This is a genomic window from Psychrobacter sp. AOP31-B2-9, assembly GCF_052378005.1.
Lineage (GTDB): Bacteria > Pseudomonadota > Gammaproteobacteria > Pseudomonadales > Moraxellaceae > Psychrobacter.
The window spans coordinates 1-2,805 of sequence record NZ_JBQSXG010000227.1; the positions used below are offsets into that span (position 1 = coordinate 1).

Genomic DNA, 2,805 nt, shown 5'->3' on the forward strand with positions numbered 1-2,805 from the left:
TATCTACGGATTTGACAGCAGGGGTTAAGCTTAATCATGTTCAATTTCTAATTGATTGTCAGCGTTGTTAGCATATTGAAATTACATACTTCCAAAGGATGTGTATTTCTACTTAAACCCCACAGCTCAAACAATATGCCGTTATAGCGAACATAGCTATGCAGCGTTTTACCATCACTCAATACGTCATTATTCTTAACTTTAACTGAATATTGTTGATAAAGCTGATCTAGTATTGCAGCAGCTTTCTGGTGATCATTAATCACTAAATCAATAATCTCCGTCATAGCAAACTTTTCTTGATCCAATAGTTGATGTCCATATTTATTTCTTTCATCAATATCTAAGGGAAAGTAAGCAATGTTAGTTATTTTTTCTGACTTCGAAAAACTACCATCACCTTTGATCTGAAGAAAACCGTTAACTTTCTCCAGTAAAAACTCACGTTCAAAGTGATTAGAATAACTTACTTTTTCCCATAAAGGAGAGGCTTCTAATCTTTCGATAAATAGCTCTTTCGGTACGACATCAATGGGAGTCTCTCTGCGCACTCCTGTATCAGGTAGTTCCGGTGGATTATCATATTCGGGTGGTTCATAGCATATTACTGATTTATCTGACTTTACAGGTTCACTTATTATTGCCTGTTCATCATCTTGCAGTAGTGCTGGCTCACTAGCCATGACTTTTGAAGTACTTAAGCTTGTACAACTTGCTAATGAGAGTGACATTGCTATAAAAATAAGTTTAACCACGAAACACACCTAATTAATTGTCAAGCCTGTTAAAAGGGTTAAGTTGCACTCTTTGATAGAATGACTGGTTCGGTTCATGCCCCAAAGCTCAAACAATATATTGTTGTAACGAATATAAGTATGTAAGGTTTCATCGTCACTTAGAATTTCGTTGTTTTCTACTTTGACTAAATATTGCTGATAAAGCTGGTCTAGTATTTCAGCAGCTTTATCGTGATCGTTAATTACTAAATTAACAGTTTCTGTCATAGCAAACTTTTCTTGATCCAATAGCTGATGTCCGTATTTATTTCTTTGTTTTGCGCTTAAAGGCGAATAAGCAATTTTATTTATCTGCTTTGGGGTAGGGCCATCGCCACTGGTTTGAAGAAACCCGTTTATATCATTTAATGAAAAATCACTTTTGAAAAGGTTGGCGCGGCTTACTTTTTCCCATAAAGGAGAGGCTTTAAGTCTTTTGATAAATAGTTCTCTAGAAATAATATTAATAGACGCATCTCTTAATATATCTATTTCAGGTAATGCAGGTAGACTATCGTATTCTGATGGTTCATAACATATTATTGGTTTATCTGGCTTTATAGGTTCATTTATTATTGCCTGTTCATTATCTTGCAATAGTGCTGGCTCACTAGCTATGACTTTTGAAGTACTTAAGGTTGTACAACTTGCTAAAGATAGCGACATTGCTATAAAAATAAGTTTAATCATGTTCAATTTCTAACTGACTGTCAGCGTTGTTAGCATATTGAAATTACATACTTCCAAAGGATGTGTATTTCTACTTAAACCCCACAGCTCAAACAATATACCGTTATAGCGAACATAGCTATGCAATGTTTCTCCGTCACTCAATACATCATTATTCTTAACTTTAACAAGATACTGCTGATAAAGCTGATCTAGGACTGCAGCAGCTTTCTCGTGATCATTAATCACTAAATTAATAATCTCCGTCATAGCAAATTTTTCTTGATCTAATAACTGATGTCCATATTTATTTCTTTTATTTACATCTAGAGGGGTATAAGAAATTTTCTTTACATGTGTAGAACTGCTACGAACTTGAAGAAAGCCATTTGTCTCACTTAACGAAAAATCACTTTTGAAAGAGTTAACGTGGCTTACTTTACTCCACAAAGAAGAGGCTTCTAGCCTTTCAATAAATAGCTCTTTCAGTACGATATCAATGGGAGTCTCTCTGCGCACTCCTGTATCAGGTAGTTCCGGTGGATTATCATATTCGGGTGGTTCATAGCATATTACTGGTTTGTTATTATTGACAGGTTCATTTATCATTGCCTGTTTATCATCTTGTAGTAGTGCTGGCTCACTAGCTATGACTTTTGAAGTACTTAAGCTTGTACAGCTTGCTAATGAGAGTGACATTGCTATAAAAATAAGTTTGGACGCTTTCATAATATTAACCTTCTAGAATTAATTATAGTAACTATTCAGTATCGAAATAATTCATGCTTCTATCGCTACGTAAAATATCCCATTGCCATTTAAATAATGCTCGCATGTTTCCTTCGAATGGATTGGATATTTCAGCTCGAGGAGTACGACTTGGATTTGCTTTATCGTTATAATCCATTAGATTATCGGTATAACCCCTATAAAAGCTGTATGCAGGAGAGACATAATCGCCTACATCACTTTCACGTTGAAAAGTATGTGCCAAACCAAAGCTATGCCCAAGCTCATGAACTAAAGCATGTAAGTTTTTACCTGTCCTATAGTACACAACCGCATTTCCCCAAAGCATAGAGCAACTGTCACCATTAATCTTACAAATATCCTTTTCTTCTTGGCTAGTATTTCGAGCATCAGCAGCCCCGCCTATAGCAGAGACGCCTTTACCCACTTGATAATCTGTAAAGATGGCAAAGGTTTTTTTATTATCATTGCTATCAACCCAGCCTTTATATCTTAATTCTGTTTTTGAAGATTCTAGAGTCTCTATAGGATGAAGTGACTCAAATACGGTAATCACATCTTTTACTAACTCTAGACTCTTACCTGATGGAATCTGCTTATCTGGATACTC

4 protein-coding genes are annotated in these 2,805 nt (G+C 35.4%); all 4 read right to left on the reverse strand.

The window, feature by feature from the left end; translation table 11 throughout:
• Positions 1–47: 47 nt before the first annotated feature.
• On the reverse strand, positions 48–755 hold the full coding sequence (locus ACT3SX_RS14615; RefSeq protein ID WP_444761810.1) for a hypothetical protein: 708 nt from the start codon (positions 753–755) through the stop codon (positions 48–50).
• Positions 756–764: 9 nt separating this feature from the next.
• Positions 765–1,466 carry a hypothetical protein gene (locus ACT3SX_RS14620; RefSeq protein WP_444761811.1) on the reverse strand — a complete coding sequence of 234 codons (702 nt, stop codon included), beginning with the start codon at positions 1,464–1,466 and terminating at the stop codon, positions 765–767.
• Positions 1,467–1,475: 9 nt separating this feature from the next.
• Complete coding sequence (locus ACT3SX_RS14625; RefSeq protein ID WP_192520939.1) at positions 1,476–2,174, reverse strand: hypothetical protein; 699 nt, start codon at positions 2,172–2,174, stop codon at positions 1,476–1,478.
• 31 nt (positions 2,175–2,205) lie between these two features.
• Positions 2,206–2,805: M12 family metallo-peptidase (locus ACT3SX_RS14630; protein WP_444761608.1), on the reverse strand; the 600-nt coding region annotated here is incomplete at its 5' end.